Origin of the sequence: Shinella pollutisoli, assembly GCF_024609765.1 — a bacterium.
GTDB classification, from domain to species: domain Bacteria; phylum Pseudomonadota; class Alphaproteobacteria; order Rhizobiales; family Rhizobiaceae; genus Shinella; species Shinella pollutisoli.
Genome location: NZ_JANFDG010000001.1, coordinates 140,904 through 155,025, shown reverse-complemented (window position 1 = coordinate 155,025; position 14,122 = coordinate 140,904). Strand labels below are relative to the sequence as shown.

The following is a 14,122-nucleotide window of genomic DNA, read 5'->3' as shown; positions in this document are numbered from 1 at the left end:
GGAATCTTGCAGTTTCCCGTTCGCAGGGCTAAGTCCGCGGAAGAGGCGAGGGGTGGCCGATGAGCGCGAACCGGCAGGACGACGACGGCGAGGACGAGGGGGCGGGCGCGGCCAGCCGCTACCGTGCGCCGGCGCTCGACAAGGGCCTCGATATCCTTGAAATCCTCGCCGACCAGAGCGGCGGCCTGACACGCACGGAGATCGTGCGGCAGATGGGCCTCAGCCCCTCGCAGATCTTCCGCATGCTGGAGCGCCTCGTCGCGCGCGGCTACGTGGCCCGGCTGGAGGGCGGCGACCGCTATGCGCTGACGATGAAGCTCTTCCTGCTTGCCAACCGCTATCCGCCGCTGCGCCGCCTCGTCGCCCAGGCGCAGCCGCCGATGGACGAGTTCGCCCGCGAGACGGGACAGTCCTGCCATCTCGTCGTGCCCGAGGCCGGCACGGGCGTCATCGTCGCCCAGGCGACACCCATCAGCCATTGGGAGTTCCGCGCGCGCATCGGCGGCCAGCTCGATCTCTTCACCACCGGCTCCGGCCAGGCGCTGATCGCCTTCCAGCGCCCCGAGCGGCGGGCGGAGATGCTGGCGCTCTGGGGCGTCGCCCATGCGGAGGAACGGCTGCGGACGATCACGGCCGACCTCGACGCCGTCCGCAAGGCCGGTTACCGCGCCGGCCCGTCGAGCTACCTCGTCGGCGTCACCGACCTCAGCGCGCCGATCTGCGACCCGGGCGGGGACGCGGTCGCCGTGCTCACCTGCGCCTATATCGAGCACCCCGGCGATACCGGCAACGAGACGCGCAACCGCGCGCTCTCGCGGCTGCGGGCGCTGGCCGCCGACCTCTCCTCCGCCCGGTCAGCTTAATCTCCTGCCAATGCGGTCGCCAGCACCCGGTCGATGCGCGGGTCCGCCATGTGGGCGACGTTGAAGCGCATGAAGCGGGAGGCCCCCTGCGACGGGCTGAAGACGTTGCCGGGCGCGAGCACGACGCCCATGGCGAAGGCGGCCTGCGCGACCCCGGTGCTGTCGCGCCCCTCGGGCAGCGTGCACCAGAGATAGAAGCCGCCGCGCGGCGAAAGCCACGGTTCGATACCGAGCCTTTGCAGCCGGTCCGCCGTCTCGCGCCGCGCCCGCACGAGCCTCCGCCGCAGCTCCTCCATGTGCTTGCGGTAGCCCCCGCCGGCGAGCACATGGGCGATCAGCTCCGCCGAGACCGGGCTCGGGCCGCCGAAATTGGTGGCGACCTGCAGGTCGACGAGGCCTTCGATCCAGTCGGCCCGCGCCGCGACATAGCCGCAGCGCACCGAGGCCGAGAGCGTCTTGGAAAAGCTGCCGATCCGCACCACCCTGTCGAGCCCGTCAAGGGCGGCAAGACGGGTCGAGGGCTCCGGCTCGAAATCGGCGAAGATGTCGTCCTCGACGATGGTCGTCTCGTGCCGGGCGGCAAGGTTCAGAACGCGATGGGCGATCTGCGGCGAGAGCGTCGCGCCGGTCGGGTTGTGTAGCGCCGAATTGGTGAGGTAGAGCCGCGGCCGCTCCGCCTCGAGCAGGCGCTCGAAGGCCGCGACGTCCGGCCCCGCCGGCGTGTAGGGCACGCCGACGATCTTCACCTGATGCGCCTTCAGCAGCGCCTGGAAGTTGAAGTAGCAGGGATCGTCGATCAGCACCGTGTCGCCCGGGCGCAGCATGAAGCGGCAGACGAGGTCGAGCGCCTGCGTGCCCGTGCTCGTCAGCATGAGCTGGTCGGGCGCGACCTCGATGCCCTCCTCCGCGAAGCGGGCGAGCAGCAGGCGGCGCAGGACGGGGGAGCCGCGCGTGTTGCCGTAATAGGAGAGCATGTCGTCCCCGCCGCGTGCCAGCGTGCGGATCGCCCGCCGCAGCGCCTCGTTCGGCATCCAGTCCGCCGGCAGCCAGCCGCAGCCGGGCTTGGGTACGGCCTCGTCGGCGTCGAGCGACTGGCGCGACACCCAGAACGGATCGACCGTCCGCGCCCGCGGCGCGCCGTCCTCGGCGAGCTTCAGCGGCGGCAGAGCGTGGGAGGAGACGTAGAAGCCGGAGCCGCGCTGCGCCCGGATTAGCCCTTCGGCGGCGAGCCGGTCGTAGGCCTCGACCACGGTGGAGGGCGACACGCCCATCGTCGCCGCGAAACGGCGGATCGAGGGCAGGCGGTCGCCGGGCGCGAGCGCGCGGGCGGCGATCTTCGCCCTGACCGCCGCCATCACATCCGCCGTGCGCGTTCCCACCTCCGCCATGGTTTCCTCCAGATCGTATTGCCCGATGAACCGATACAGTTCGTTTGAATTGTATCGATCCGTACCTGTCCGCGCCAGCCGTCCGCCCATAACAAGGGCAGGACTATCGCATATGGCGCAACGTTGCCGTTTTCCCCTTCTCCCCGGCGGGGAGAAGGTGGCCCGAAGGGCCGGATGAGGGGGCAAGCGGGCCATGTTTCGTTTCGCTCACCCCCTTATCCCGCTGCCGCGACCTTCTCCCCGCCGGGGAGAAGGGGCGGAAGGCACCCCCGGAATTCCATATGCGATAGCGCTGGCAACAAGGGGCGGAAAGCGAGGCGCTATGAAATCGTCCATGGAAGGCTGGGGCAGCGGGCTGCTCGGCGTCGTCATCTTCAGCGGCTCGCTGCCGGCGACGCGGGTCGCGGTCGCGGATTTCCCGCCGCTGTTCCTCACCTCCGCCCGCGCCGTGGTCGCCGCCCTGCTCGGCGCGGCGCTGCTCCTCGCGCTGCGCCAGGCGCGGCCGGCGCGCGGCGACCTTCCGTCGCTCGCGATCGTCGCCGGCGGCTGCGTCGTCGGCTTCCCGCTGCTGACGGCGCTCGCCCTGCAGCACATCACCTCCGCCCGCTCCATCGTCTTCATCGGCCTCCTGCCGCTCGCCACCGCGCTCTTCGGCGTGCTGCGCGGCGGGGAGCGGCCGCGGCCGCTCTTCTGGCTCTTCTCCGGCGCCGGCAGTGCGGCGGTGGTGGGCTTCGCGCTCGTCCACGGCGGCGGCGCGTCGCTTGCCGGCGACCTGCTGATGGTCGCGGCGATCGTCGTCTGCGGGCTCGCCTATGCGGAAGGGGCGCGGCTTTCGCGCACGCTCGGCGGCTGGCAGGTGATCTCCTGGGCGCTGATCCTCTCGCTGCCGCCGATGGCGCTCGTCGCCCTGCTGACGCTGCCGGGCGAATGGCTCGGCATCGCCGGCGCGTCCTGGGCGGGTCTCGCCTACGTCTCCGTCTTCAGCATGCTGGTCGGCTTCGTCTTCTGGTATCGCGGCCTCGCGCGCGGCGGCATCGCCGCGGTCGGGCAGTTGCAGCTGCTCCAGCCCTTCTTCGGGCTCCTGCTCGCCGCGGGCCTCCTCGGCGAGGCAGTCAGCGGCATGATGGTCGTCACCACGCTCGCCGTCGTCCTCTGCGTCGCGGGCGCTCGCCGGTTCGCCCGCTGACGACGGCCCGTCAACGTGTTTCCTGCCCGGCATCCGCCCCGCCATTAACGCTAAGGGAAGTTAAACGGCACACCGATGCCGTTTCGACTGTCCCATATCTGGTAAAACCGGCGGAGATGTAATAAAAGAAGTCTCGGGGATCGGGGGTTTCCCGCTTCTTCGACTTCCAGGCGATATATCGGCCGGGCTTTTGCCCGCCTGCAATGCTTTATACGGAAATTTTTACCGGACCGTCCCGCAAGGGCATCCGGCCAATGCTCAAAGCGCAGCGTAATTCGACAGCACCGGATCACCGTCAGGCAGGTTCCGCACATCCCGACAGTATTCATGCGGGAAGCCGGCGCGATCTTCCTTGGTGCCGTCGATGTTTGTGAAGGCGCGGAAATGATTTATCGGTTTCTTTCCACGATGTTCAAGTTGCGGCGCTGGCAGAAGCGCCTCGTCCAGGTATTGCTGGATTCCGTCCTCGTCGCCCTCAGCTTCTTCACGGCGATGATCCTGCGGCTCGACAGTTTCGACTTCATCGGCAATCACCGCGTCTGGTACGCGCTCCTCGTGCTGGTGCCCGTCAGCCTGCTCGTGTTCGCCCGCCTCGGCTTCTACCGCATCCTCATCCGCTTCATCGGCCTTCGGGCGCTGCCGACGGTCTTCCTCGGCATCGCGGCCTCGGCCTCGGTCCTGCAACTGGCGATCTTCTTCGCCGGCCTGCCGATCCCCCGCTCCGTGCCGGCGATCTACGTGCCGATCGCGCTGATGCTGATCGGCGGGGTGCGCTTTGCGGTGCGCGCGCTCTTCCTCAGCCGCGAGTCGCGCCGCAAGACGCGGGTGGTGATCTACGGCGCCGGCGAATCCGGGCGGCAGGTGCTCTCCTCCCTGCGCGAGGGGCCGGAATACGCGCCGGTCGCCTTCGTCGACGATTCCCCGCTGCTGCAGGGCACGGTGGTCGGCGCCATCCCCGTCCATTCGCCGGACCGGTTGCCGTGGATCATCGAGACCTACGGTGCGCAGAGCGTGCTGCTCGCCATGCCGAGCGCCAGCCCCGGCCAGAGGGCGGCGATCCTCCGGAGGCTGGAGACCCTTCCCCTCCAGATCCAGACCATCCCCGGCATGGCCGATCTCGTGTCGGGCAGGGCGAAGATCAGCGAGATCGCCGACGTGTCGATCGAGGATCTGCTCGGCCGCGATCCCGTGCCGCCGCGCCAGGACCTGCTCGACGCCGATATCCGCGGCAAGACCGTGCTCGTCACCGGCGCCGGCGGCTCCATCGGCAGCGAGCTCAGCCGGCAGATCCTGCATCTCGGCCCGGTCCGGCTGCTGCTCATGGACATCTCGGAATTCGGCCTCTACACGATCGACCAGGAACTGCGCCAGACGGCCGGCCGGGCGGGCCTTCGGGTCGAGATCGCGCCGCTCGTCGGCTCGGTGCGCGACCATGGGCGGATGGAGGCGATCCTGCGCCGCTTCGCGGTGGACACGGTCTATCACGCCGCCGCCTACAAGCATGTGCCGCTGGTCGAGCAGAACGTCGTCGAGGGTATCCGCAACAACGTCTTCGGCACGCTCGCCGCCGCCCGCGCGGCGGTGGCCGCCGGCGTGCAGGCCTTCATCCTGATCTCCACCGACAAGGCGGTGCGGCCGACCAACGTCATGGGCGCGGCCAAGCGCATGGCGGAGCTCGTCTGCCAGGCGCTTGCCGGCGAGCAGAAGGGTACCCGCTTCTCGATGGTCCGCTTCGGCAACGTGCTCGGCTCCTCCGGCTCGGTGATCCCGCTGTTCCGCCGGCAGATCGCCGCCGGCGGGCCGGTGACGGTCACGCATCCCGAGATCAACCGCTATTTCATGACCATTCCCGAGGCCGCCCAGCTCGTCATCCAGGCGGGTGCGATGGCGCGCGGCGGCGACGTCTTCGTGCTCGACATGGGCGAGCCTGTGCGGATCGCCGACCTCGCCATGAAGATGGTGCGCCTCAGCGGGTTGAACCCGGTGCTCGCGGGAGAGCGTCCGAACGGCCGGCCGCTGGAGGCCGGCGAGATCGAGATCGTCTTCACCGACCTGCGCCCGGGCGAGAAGCTCTACGAGGAACTGCTGGTCGGCGGCGGCGCCATGCCGACGCAGCATCCGCGCATCCTGACCGCGATGGAGCAGGCCCTGCCGTGGGCGACGCTGCAGGGACGGCTCGCCGCGCTGGAATCGGCCTGCGAGGCGGGGGACCTGGCGGCGATCAAGGCGCTGCTGCTCGACCTGCCGATCGGCTACGCGCCGGCGGACGCCGATTTCTGCGACCTCACCTGGAAGGCTGGAGGAACCTCCGTCGTCCCCCTGCCGGCGCTCGCCTTCGCGCGGAGCGGGGCCTAAGGTCGCAGGCGGGTGGGGCGCGCTGTACAGGGTCGGCCTGCGGCGTTATATTTCCGGGCAGCCAACGGGCCGGCCTTTTCGAGCGGGTGCGGAATGTGTATCTCTTCGGAGCCGCGCTTTCCGCATGCGAAACGGCATGCGCGGCGGCGCCCCGGGAGGAACGGACGATGGTCCGGCGGGGCGCGGGGAGCAAGCTCGGGAGGAGCCGATGAGTGCATCCGCATTTGCTCGACATGCCGACAGGATCCACGCCGCCATCGAGGCGGATGGTGCCGCGCGCTCCGCCCTCGTCGCCTCCTGGCAGCGCTCGGCGGCGCTCTACAGCCTCGACCCGACCGAACGCAGCCCGCCGCGGCGCCTGACCCAGTCCGAGCTGACGGAGGCGCGCCAGCGCATCGAGCCGCTCGTCCGCGCGGCCCAGTCGAGCCTCGACCGGCTCTATCTCGCCGTCGGCGGCACCGGCTGCTGCGTGCTCCTCGCCGACCGCGACGGCGTGCCGGTCGAGCGCCGGGGAGCCGTCGCCGACGACGAGACGTTCCGGGAATGGGGCCTGTGGACCGGCACGGTCTGGAGCGAGAAGAGCGAGGGCACGAACGGCATCGGCACCTGCCTTGCCGAGCAGCGTGCGCTGACGATCGACCGCGACCAGCATTTCTTCACGCGCAACACGCTTCTGTCCTGCACCACCGCCCCGATCTACGACCACGAGGGTAACCTCGCCGCGGCCCTCGACGTCTCCTCCTGCCGGGCGGACCTGACGGAAGGCTTCGTCAACCTGATCGCCATCGCCGTCGGCGACGCGGTGCGCCGCATCGAGGCGGAGAATTTCCGGCTTGCCTTTCCGGACGCCCGCATCGTCGTCGCGCCGACCGCCGAGCGGATGCCGAACGCGCTTCTTGCCGTCGACGGCGACGATCTCGTCATCGGTGCGACGCGCTCGGCGCGCCTCGCCTTCGGCCTGACGCCGGAGACGCTGGCGCGGCCCCTGCCGGCCGCCCGCCTGCTCGGCGGCGAGTCGGGCTACGTCGACGACCTCCGCCAGGCCGAGCGGGCGATCCTCGAACGCGCGCTCGCGGCCTCGGGCGGCAATGTCAGCGCGGCCGCCCGCAGGCTCGGCGTCTCGCGTGCCACCCTGCACCGCAAGCTCGCGAGATTCGGCCTGCGCGGCGCCGACTAGGATTTTTGCAGCGCACAGTGTCGCAGGTTTGCGACAGGCCGGCCCGGCGATCTTCGGGCGGCGGGCTGACATCCCGGGAAAGGCGGGGGACACTCACTGCCGACGCGCCGCAATGGAGCGGCGCCGCTTTCTGGGAGGAAGACATGAACAAGGTCGAGTTCCACCGTACGGCCAAGAGCCCCTACGCCCCGCAATACGACAACTTCATCGGCGGCAAATACGTGCCCTCGCGATCCGGCAAGACCTTCGATAACACCTCGCCGGTCAACGGCCAGGTTCTGTGCCGGATCGCCCGCTCGGAAGCCGCCGACATCGAGGCCGCGCTCGACGCCGCGCATGCGGCGAAGGACAAGTGGGGCCGCACCAGCGCCGCCGAGCGCGCGCTGCTCCTCAACCGCATCGCCGACAAGATGGAGGAGAACCTCGCCACGCTGGCGCTCGCCGAGACCTGGGACAACGGCAAGCCGATCCGCGAGACGACCGCTGCCGACATCCCGCTCGCCATCGACCATTTCCGTTACTTCGCCGGCGCGGTGCGCGCGCAGGAAGGCGGGATCTCCGAGATCGACCACGACACGGTCGCCTATCACTTCCACGAGCCGCTCGGCGTCGTCGGCCAGATCATCCCGTGGAACTTCCCGATCCTGATGGCCGTGTGGAAGCTCGCGCCCGCGCTTGCGGCCGGCAACTGCGTCGTCTTGAAGCCCGCCGAGCAGACGCCGGCCTCGATCCACGTGCTCCTCGGCCTCATCGCCGACATCCTGCCGCCGGGCGTGCTCAACGTCGTCAACGGCTTCGGCCTGGAGGCCGGCAAGCCGCTCGCCTCCAACCCGCGCATCGCCAAGATCGCCTTCACCGGCGAGACGACGACCGGGCGCCTCATCATGCAGTATGCCTCGCAGAACCTCATCCCCGTCACGCTGGAGCTCGGCGGCAAGAGCCCGAACATCTTCTTTTCGGACGTGGCGGCCGAGGACGACGACTTCCTCGACAAGGCGATCGAGGGCTTCGTCATGTTCGCGCTGAACCAGGGCGAGGTCTGCACGTGCCCGAGCCGCGCGCTCGTGCACGAGAAGATCTACGACCGCTTCATGGAGAAGGCGATCAAGCGCGTCGAGGCGATCGTCCAGGGCGACCCGCTCGATCCGGCGACGATGATCGGCGCGCAGGCCTCTTCCGAGCAGATGGAGAAGATCCTCTCCTATCTCGACATCGGCAGGCAGGAAGGCGCGGAAGTGCTGACCGGCGGTTCGCGCAACGAGCTGCCGGGCGACCTTGCCGGCGGCTACTATGTCAAGCCGACCGTCTTCAAGGGCACCAACAAGATGCGCATCTTCCAGGAGGAGATCTTCGGCCCGGTCGTCTCCGTCACCACCTTCAAGGACGACGACGAGGCGCTGTCGATCGCCAACGACACGCTCTACGGCCTCGGCGCCGGCGTGTGGACGCGCGACGGAAACCGCGCCTACCGCTTCGGCCGCGCCATCCAGGCCGGCCGCGTGTGGACCAACTGCTACCACGCCTATCCGGCGCATGCCGCTTTCGGCGGCTACAAGCAGTCGGGCATCGGCCGCGAGAACCACAAGATGATGCTCGACCACTACCAGCAGACCAAGAACATGCTGGTGAGCTACAGCCCGAAGAAGCTCGGCTTCTTCTGAGATCGCGAACGGACGGCGGCGGGGCGATCCCGCCGCCGTTTCCATCGGGGAGGAGGATGTCATGGACGACAAGGTTTCCCTCGGGAAGGTCTCCGCGACGCCGGAGGCGATTGCGCTTCTCGACGAGATCATCGCCGATCACGGGCCGGTGCTGTTCCACCAGTCGGGCGGCTGTTGCGACGGCTCCTCGCCGATGTGCTATCCGCGCGGCGATTTCATCGTCGGCGACCGCGACGTACTGCTCGGCACGATCGGCGACACCCCGGTCTATATCAGCGCCTCGCAATACGAGGCCTGGAAGCACACCGACCTCGTGATCGACGTCGTGCCCGGCCGCGGCGGCATGTTCTCGCTCGACAACGGCCGCGAGAAGCGCTTCCTCACCCGCTCCACGGTCTGCAACGTTCCCTGAACGGGGTGTTCAGCGCCCGTTCAGCGGCAATCCGTCACGTTCACCCGCAGAACATTACGAAAATATAATGATCCCAACGGCTTCTCCGCGGGGTCTCGTAGTGCCATCTGTGAATGGAGGCCGCCGGAGGCGCGGCAGGAACGGACGGAACGCCGATGAAGAAAGCAGCCGGAACCGCAAGGAACGAAACGCCCGCGCCGGGCGAAAGCTCCTCCAACGTGACGTTCATCCCCGTCGCCGCGCCGCCGGTACGCCGCAAGCGCCGCTCGCGGCTGTGGTTCTGGCTGCCGGTCGTCGGCGTGCTGGCCGGTGCGGCCTGGTACGGCTGGACGGTCTATTCCCCCGCACCCGCGACCGCCACGCTCCTCACCCAGCCGGTCACGCGCGGCGACATCGAGAACGCCGTCACCGCCGTCGGCATGCTGGAGGCGGTGAAGTCCGTCGACGCCGGCGCACAGGTCTCCGGCCAGCTGAAGGCGCTGCATGTGGCGATCGGCGACCGGGTGGAGCGCGGCGACCTGATCGCCGAGATCGATCCGGCGACCATCGAGAACCGCATGGAGATCAACCGGGCGGAGCTCGCCTATCTCGAAGCCCAGCTTGCCTCGAAGAAGGCGCAGCTCGCCTTCAAGCAGGCGAATCTCGAGCGCCAGAGGAACCTTGTCGCCGGCAACACCGCCTCGAAGGCGACGCTCGACCAGGCGGAGGCCGATCTCGCCGCCGCCGCGGCGGATGTACAGGCGGTCGAGGCGCAGATCCGCAAGCAGCAGGCGACGCTTGCCGGCGACGAGGTCGACCTCGGCTATACCAAGATCTACGCGCCGATGGCCGGCACCATCGCCGACAATCCGGCCAAGGAAGGCCAGACGCTGAACGCCAGCCAGACCGCGCCGACCATCGTCACCATCGCCGACCTCTCGACGATGACCGTGCGCGCGGAGGTCTCCGAGGCCGACGTCGGCAAGCTCGAGGTCGGCATGGACGCCTATTTCACCCTGCTCGGCCAGCCCGGCAAGCGTTTCACCGGAACGCTGCGCCAGATCCAGCCGCTGCCGACGACGGAAAACAACGTCGTGCTCTACAACGCCCTCTTCGACGTGCCGAACCCGGACGGCGAGCTGATGATGTCGATGAGCGCGCAGGTGTTCTTCGTCGAGGAGGCGGCGCGCGACGTGCTCCTGGTGCCGACCGGCGCCGTGCAGATGACGCGCGGCGAGGGCGGCAAGCGGCAGGCGGAGGTGACGGTCGTCACCGCCACCGGCAAGACCGAGACCCGCAGCGTCGAGCCCGGCATCCGCAACCGCGTCAGCACCGAGATCGTGAGCGGTCTCGAGGAGGGCGAGCGCGTCGTCGTCAATGCCGGCTCCGAAGGCTCGGGATCGTCCGGTCGCTCCGACCGCTCGCAGCGCGGCATGCGCATGCCGCCGATGTTCTGAGGTGACGCCGATGCCCGCCCTGATCTCGCTCAAGAACGTCACCAAGACCTTCTTCAACGACGGTTTCGCCGTCGAGGTGCTGCACGACATCTCGCTCGACATCGAGGCCGGCGAGTTCGTGGCGATCATCGGCCAGTCCGGTTCGGGCAAGTCGACGCTGATGAACATCCTCGGCTGTCTCGACCGGCCGACGAGCGGGGAATACCTGATCGACGGCGAGCCGGTCGCGGACTTCGACAACGACGAGCTCGCGGCGCTGAGACGGCGCACCTTCGGCTTCGTCTTCCAGAGCTACAACCTCATCCCGACGGCAAGCGCCCGCGAGAACGTCGAGGTGCCGGCCGTCTATGCCGGCATGTCGGCGCGCGACCGGCAGGAGCGGGCCGAGGCGCTCTTGTCCTCGCTGAAGCTCGGCGACCGGCTCGACCACCGCCCCAACCAGCTTTCCGGCGGCCAGCAGCAGCGCGTCTCGATCGCCCGCGCGCTGATGAACGGCGGCCGCGTCATCCTTGCCGACGAGCCGACCGGCGCGCTCGACAGCCAGAGCGGCGAGGAGGTGATGGCGCTGCTCCGTCGCATGCATCGCGAGGGCCACACCGTCATCCTCATCACCCACTCGCGCGAGGTCGCCGAGGAGGCCGACCGGCTGATCGAGATCCGCGACGGCCGCATCCTCTCCGACCGGCGCAAGGCGCGTGCCGCCGAGACGGTGCAGCCGAAGCAGGCCGGCGCGGAGGGAGCGGCGGCGGCCATCGCCGACGTCTCCGAGGCCGTCCGCATGGCGCTGCGCGCTCTCTATGCCAATTTCTTCCGCACGGTGCTGACGCTGCTCGGCATCGTCATCGGCGTCGGCTCGGTGGTGGCGATGCTGGCGATCGGCACGGGCGCGCAGAATTCCGTGCTCGACCGCATCTCCGCCATGGGCTCCGACCTGCTGCTCGTGCGGCCCAGCATGGCGAATTTCCGTGGCGGGGGCAGCATGCCGGTGTCGCTGATCCCGGCCGATGCGGACGCGATCCTCGAACTGCCGAACGTCGCCTTCGCGGTGCCGGAGATGACATCGACGGTGACGCTGCGCTACGGCAACGTCGACTACCAGACGACGGCCAACGGCACGGTGCCGCAGTTCCCGCAGGCGAAATCGTGGAGCGTGGCCTCGGGCGAGTTCATCAACGCCGCGGACATGGAGGGTTACGCGCCCGTCGCCGTGCTCGGCCAGACGGTGGCGAAGACGCTCTTCGCCGACGGCCAGAACCCGCTCGGCCGCTACGTGCTCGTCAACAAGATCCCCTTCCAGGTGATCGGCGTGATGGCGGAGATGGGGGCGAGTGCCGGCGGCAACGACCAGGACGACACGATCCTCGTGCCGCTCTCGACCGGCAGCATGCGCCTTTTCGGCCAGCGCAACGTGCGCACCATCACCGTGCAGGTGCAGGACGCCGCGGCGATCGACGCGACGCAGGATGCGATCCAGGCGCTGCTCGACGAGCGCCACAAGAAGCAGGACACGCAGATCACCAACATGTCCTCGGTGCGCGAGGCCTTCACCGAGACCTCCAACACGATGAAGGTCTTCCTCGGCTCCGTCGCGGCGATCTCGCTGCTCGTCGGCGGCATCGGGGTGATGAACATCATGCTGGTCAGCGTGCGCGAGCGCACCCGCGAGATCGGCGTGCGCATGGCGACCGGCGCGCGCCGGCGCGACATCCTCGTGCAGTTCATCATAGAGGCGCTGGTCGTCTCGGCGATCGGCGGGGCGATCGGCGTCGTGCTCGGGCTCGGCGTCGGTGCTGCGGCCGGCGCCTTCGGCCTGCCGGTGAGCTTCACGCCGGGGCCGGTGGCGCTCGCCTTCGCCTGCGCCTTCCTGACCGGCCTCGTCTTCGGCTACCTGCCGGCGCGGCACGCCTCGCATCTCGAGCCGGCCGTGGCGCTGGGCGCGGATTGATTTTGCCTTTTCTTCTTCCAGTTAAAGCATTCAGGCCCTGTTCATCATGGACAGGGCCTAGCATAGTGGGACGGCGGCTCTGCGATCTGCTGCCGGCCGGATAGAAACAGGGAGTAACGGAATGGGAATTTTCTCTTCGATCAAGAATGCCATCTTCGGGCAGGCCAAGGCGGCGCCGGCGAGCGCGGAAGCAGGGGAAGCCGCCGCGGCGACGCCCGTGACCCCCGTGACGGAAAAGAAGGCTGAAGCCGCTGCGCCGGCCGCCGAAGCCAAGTCCGCCAATACCGGCGGTGCCGCGGCCTCTGCGGTCGATGTCGCCGCGATCCTCGATGCGGCGGTCAAGGCGAGCGGCCAGAAGCTCGACTGGAAACATTCCATCGTCGACCTGATGAAGGCGCTGAAGCTCGACAGCAGCCTCGGCGCCCGCAAGGAGCTCGCCGCCGAGCTCGGCTACACCGGCGACACGTCCGACTCCGCCACCATGAACGTGTGGCTGCACAAGCAGGTGATCCGCAAGCTCTCGGAAAACGGCGGCAAGGTGCCGGCCGACCTGCTCGATTGATATCGACGGCGCCGCGCGGATTTCCTCTTTCGCGCGGCGTCTCTCCTCACGCCTCTATTTCCAGCGGCGACAGCGGCTTCGAGCAGCAGGCGAGGATGTAGCCCTCGGCGATCTCCTCGTCGAGGATGCCGCCGTTGTGGCTCATCTCCACCTCGCCGGAGACTTTCCTGACGCGGCAGGTGCCGCACAGGCCGAATTCGCAGGCCGCCGAGATGCGCACGCCGTTGGCGCGCGCGGCCTGCAGCACCGTCTGGCCGGGAAGGCACCGCCCTTCGACGCCCGAATCCGAAAAGCGGATCGCCATGGCCGCCGCATCCGCCTGATCCGGCACGGCGGCAGGAGGCGTCTCGACGGGCGGCGCGCCAAAACTCTCCTGATGGTAATGCGCCATGTCGAAGCCGGCCGATTCCAGCATGCTGCGCACCGCGCGCATGAAGGGCTCCGGCCCGCAGCAGAACACCTCCCGCTCGTGGAAATCCGGAGAGAGCAGCGGCAGGCGCACGGCGTCGATGCGGCCCATGTGGCCGAACCAGCTTTCCCGGCTGGAGCGCTCCTCGATCATGAAGCCGAGCGACAGGCCCGGCATCTTGCCGCCGAGCAGCTCCAGCTCCTTGCGGAAGATGATCTCCTCCGGCCGGCGCGCGCAGTTGATGAAGGCGACGTCGGTCCAGGGCGCGCAGTCGTTGAACCAGCGCAGCATCGACATCATCGGCGTCACGCCGGAGCCGGCCGAGATGAAGAGATATTTCGAGGCCGGATGGTTGTGGTGGGAGAAGTCGCCGGCGGGGCCGCGCGCGCGGATGCGCGAGCCCCGCACGAGATTGTCGAACATCCAGCGCGTGCCGACGCTGCCCGGCTGCGCCTTCACCGTCACCGAGAGCGAGAAGGGCCGCGAGGGCGAGGACGAGAGCGTGTAGGTGCGCATCAGCGGACCGTCCGCCGTCGGCAGCTCCAGCGTCACGAACTGGCCGGGCCGGTAGCGGAACCAGGTCTGCGCGTCGGAGCGGAAGGTGAAGGTCTTCACGTCCGGCGCCTCGTCGATCACGCCGGTCACCTCCAGCACCTGGAGGCGGTCGTTCCACGGCGCCATCTCGTCGAGATGGCGGTAGAGGGAAAGGTCGGGCATCGCGTTCATGG

Annotated in this window: 11 protein-coding genes; 9 read left to right on the top strand and 2 right to left on the bottom strand. The window is 68.9% G+C overall.

What is annotated here, in order from left to right; translation table 11 throughout:
- The first annotated feature begins 59 nt into the window (after positions 1-59).
- Positions 60-863, top strand: coding sequence for an IclR family transcriptional regulator (locus NNZ72_RS00790; RefSeq protein ID WP_257311234.1), 804 nt, complete (start codon positions 60-62; stop codon positions 861-863).
- Here NNZ72_RS00790 and NNZ72_RS00785 read toward each other — a convergent pair.
- A complete protein-coding gene (locus tag NNZ72_RS00785) occupies positions 860-2,251 on the bottom strand; it encodes an aminotransferase-like domain-containing protein (protein ID WP_257311232.1) in 1,392 nt (463 codons plus the stop codon). The genes NNZ72_RS00790 and NNZ72_RS00785 overlap by 4 nt on opposite strands.
- Positions 2,252-2,573: 322 nt before the next feature.
- On the opposite strand from NNZ72_RS00785, the gene NNZ72_RS00780 reads away from it, so the two are divergent.
- The 8 genes from NNZ72_RS00780 (at position 2,574) to NNZ72_RS00745 (ending at position 12,985) form a co-directional block, all read left to right on the top strand.
- Positions 2,574-3,437, top strand: coding sequence for a DMT family transporter (locus NNZ72_RS00780; RefSeq protein ID WP_257311229.1), 864 nt, complete (start codon positions 2,574-2,576; stop codon positions 3,435-3,437).
- Positions 3,438-3,821: 384 nt separating this feature from the next.
- Entirely contained in the window at positions 3,822-5,792 is a 1,971-nt protein-coding gene (locus NNZ72_RS00775; protein ID WP_257311227.1) for a polysaccharide biosynthesis protein, read from the top strand.
- Between the two features lie 208 nt (positions 5,793-6,000).
- Entirely contained in the window at positions 6,001-6,969 is a 969-nt protein-coding gene (locus NNZ72_RS00770; RefSeq protein WP_257311224.1) for a helix-turn-helix domain-containing protein, read from the top strand.
- A gap of 143 nt (positions 6,970-7,112) precedes the next feature.
- On the top strand, positions 7,113-8,630 hold the full coding sequence (gene adh / locus NNZ72_RS00765; protein WP_257311222.1) for an aldehyde dehydrogenase: 1,518 nt from the start codon (positions 7,113-7,115) through the stop codon (positions 8,628-8,630).
- A 61-nt stretch (positions 8,631-8,691) separates the two neighbouring features.
- Positions 8,692-9,042: a DUF779 domain-containing protein gene (locus NNZ72_RS00760; RefSeq protein WP_257311220.1), complete on the top strand. Its 351-nt coding sequence runs from the start codon at positions 8,692-8,694 to the stop codon at positions 9,040-9,042.
- Positions 9,043-9,197: 155 nt separating this feature from the next.
- The gene (locus NNZ72_RS00755) at positions 9,198-10,478 is read left to right on the top strand and encodes an efflux RND transporter periplasmic adaptor subunit (protein WP_257311218.1); all 1,281 of its coding nucleotides are present in this window, start codon (positions 9,198-9,200) and stop codon (positions 10,476-10,478) included.
- 10 nt (positions 10,479-10,488) lie between these two features.
- Positions 10,489-12,423, top strand: coding sequence for a MacB family efflux pump subunit (locus NNZ72_RS00750; RefSeq protein WP_257311215.1), 1,935 nt, complete (start codon positions 10,489-10,491; stop codon positions 12,421-12,423).
- A gap of 121 nt (positions 12,424-12,544) precedes the next feature.
- Positions 12,545-12,985, top strand: coding sequence for a DUF3597 domain-containing protein (locus tag NNZ72_RS00745; RefSeq protein ID WP_257311212.1), 441 nt, complete (start codon positions 12,545-12,547; stop codon positions 12,983-12,985).
- Between the two features lie 46 nt (positions 12,986-13,031).
- Here NNZ72_RS00745 and NNZ72_RS00740 read toward each other — a convergent pair whose 3' ends face one another.
- On the bottom strand, positions 13,032-14,111 hold the full coding sequence (locus NNZ72_RS00740; protein WP_257311634.1) for an FAD-binding oxidoreductase: 1,080 nt from the start codon (positions 14,109-14,111) through the stop codon (positions 13,032-13,034).
- Between the last annotated feature and the right edge of the window lie 11 nt (positions 14,112-14,122).

What these genes read in the sequence shown, in the direction of transcription:
- NNZ72_RS00750 (WP_257311215.1), top strand. Translation starts at nt 10,489, where the DNA reads ATGCCCGCCCTGATCTCGCTCAAGAACGTCACCAAGACCTTCTTCAAC.
- NNZ72_RS00775 (WP_257311227.1), top strand. Translation starts at nt 3,822, where the DNA reads ATGATTTATCGGTTTCTTTCCACGATGTTCAAGTTGCGGCGCTGGCAG.
- NNZ72_RS00755 (WP_257311218.1), top strand. Translation starts at nt 9,198, where the DNA reads ATGAAGAAAGCAGCCGGAACCGCAAGGAACGAAACGCCCGCGCCGGGC.
- NNZ72_RS00760 (WP_257311220.1), top strand. Translation starts at nt 8,692, where the DNA reads ATGGACGACAAGGTTTCCCTCGGGAAGGTCTCCGCGACGCCGGAGGCG.
- NNZ72_RS00780 (WP_257311229.1), top strand. Translation starts at nt 2,574, where the DNA reads ATGAAATCGTCCATGGAAGGCTGGGGCAGCGGGCTGCTCGGCGTCGTC.
- NNZ72_RS00785 (WP_257311232.1), bottom strand. Translation starts at nt 2,251, where the DNA reads ATGGCGGAGGTGGGAACGCGCACGGCGGATGTGATGGCGGCGGTCAGG.
- NNZ72_RS00770 (WP_257311224.1), top strand. Translation starts at nt 6,001, where the DNA reads ATGAGTGCATCCGCATTTGCTCGACATGCCGACAGGATCCACGCCGCC.
- adh (WP_257311222.1), top strand. Translation starts at nt 7,113, where the DNA reads ATGAACAAGGTCGAGTTCCACCGTACGGCCAAGAGCCCCTACGCCCCG.
- NNZ72_RS00745 (WP_257311212.1), top strand. Translation starts at nt 12,545, where the DNA reads ATGGGAATTTTCTCTTCGATCAAGAATGCCATCTTCGGGCAGGCCAAG.
- NNZ72_RS00740 (WP_257311634.1), bottom strand. Translation starts at nt 14,111, where the DNA reads ATGCCCGACCTTTCCCTCTACCGCCATCTCGACGAGATGGCGCCGTGG.
- NNZ72_RS00790 (WP_257311234.1), top strand. Translation starts at nt 60, where the DNA reads ATGAGCGCGAACCGGCAGGACGACGACGGCGAGGACGAGGGGGCGGGC.